The 1,203-nt window shown below is 57.4% G+C and carries 1 protein-coding gene; it reads right to left on the bottom strand.

Annotation, left to right across the window (positions count from 1 at the left end; translation table 11 throughout):
• The coding region (locus AK963_RS29280) for a terminase large subunit domain-containing protein (RefSeq protein ID WP_066018763.1) at positions 1-1,203 on the bottom strand (1,203 nt) is incomplete at both ends.

The following is a 1,203-nucleotide window of genomic DNA, read 5'->3' as shown; positions in this document are numbered from 1 at the left end:
TGCCGCCTGCAATGAGGTCGGTAATGGCGTTGACCCTTGATACTTTGTCTTTGTTGCCTGGGTTTCTCGGGATGATCGCCATGCCAGAGGTACGACGCAGTTCTTGGATGAGTGACTGACCGGAGGCTTTGTCCTCGATGTGGATGCCTCGGAGTCCCTTGCCTCGCCAGAAGGTGTTGAGAGAGATGAGGCGCTGCTTGAGTTCGGGGAACTCCCAGCGGCCACGCACGAGGTCGAGAACGTGGATGTCGCCACCTGGGGTGAGTGCGCCGACGATCATGACGGAGAAGTCGTTTATTTCTTTGGCTTTGAAGGCGGTGTCGGCGGCGATGATGATGGAGAGGTACTCTTCCTCGGGCTTGTCGTAGTAACGCCACCACTCTTCTTTGAGTAAGTTGCCGCCCTGGACGTAGGGATTCTGCTGGTAGAGCGCCTCGAAGTCCCGTGGGTTCAGTTCTTTCTGGCCGTGGAGGTAGTCGAGTGGGAACCGTTCTGGCCAGAGGGGTTGTTCGATGCCGTCGGCGTCGGTGGTGATCGCCTGAAAGTTGAGGTGTACCCACTCGTCACGGCCCCACTCTTTTGTCTGCATGAGCTTTCCGGCCAGATCGCCAGGGTGCCATCTTGTGAGGATGACGATGGTGATCGGGAGCTGGCCGTCGCGGTCGGGTTGACGACGTGAAGCCAGGGAACTGACGTAGTAGTCCCAGACTTTGTTTCTCATGGTCTGGGATTCGGCTTCTTCTCTTGATTTGATCGGGTCGTCGATGATCAGGAGATTGGCCGGACGACCGGTGGTGGTACCGCCGAGGCCGACGCCGAAGTACTTGCCACCGTTGGTGGTACCCCAGACGTCGGCGGCTCTTGATTCTTTTGATAGCTGAAAGCTGGGGAAACCCTGTTTGACCATGGGGTCGTTGACCGCTTCGCGTACTTTGCGCCCGAAGCCGGTGGCCAGTTCGCTGTTGTAGGAACAGGACATGGTGAACCGGTTGTCTTTGCGGAGCATGAAGTAGGCGGGGAACTCTTCGGTGGCGAACGTACTCTTGCCGTGACGGGGCGGCATGGTGATCAGGAGGTTGCGTGTGGGTTTTGCCTCGGTTCTGGGTGCCTTGCCGTGGACGTGTACGTCGATGAAGTCGGATTTGAGTTGACCTTTCTCGGCCAGATCAAGGGCAAGGATGATGAGCTTCTGGAAGTTTGTTA

It is taken from the genome of Endozoicomonas atrinae (assembly GCF_001647025.1).
GTDB classification, from domain to species: Bacteria; Pseudomonadota; Gammaproteobacteria; order Pseudomonadales; family Endozoicomonadaceae; genus Endozoicomonas; species Endozoicomonas atrinae.
The sequence above is the reverse complement of the archived record's forward strand: the minus strand, read 5'-3'. Positions and strand labels throughout refer to the sequence as shown.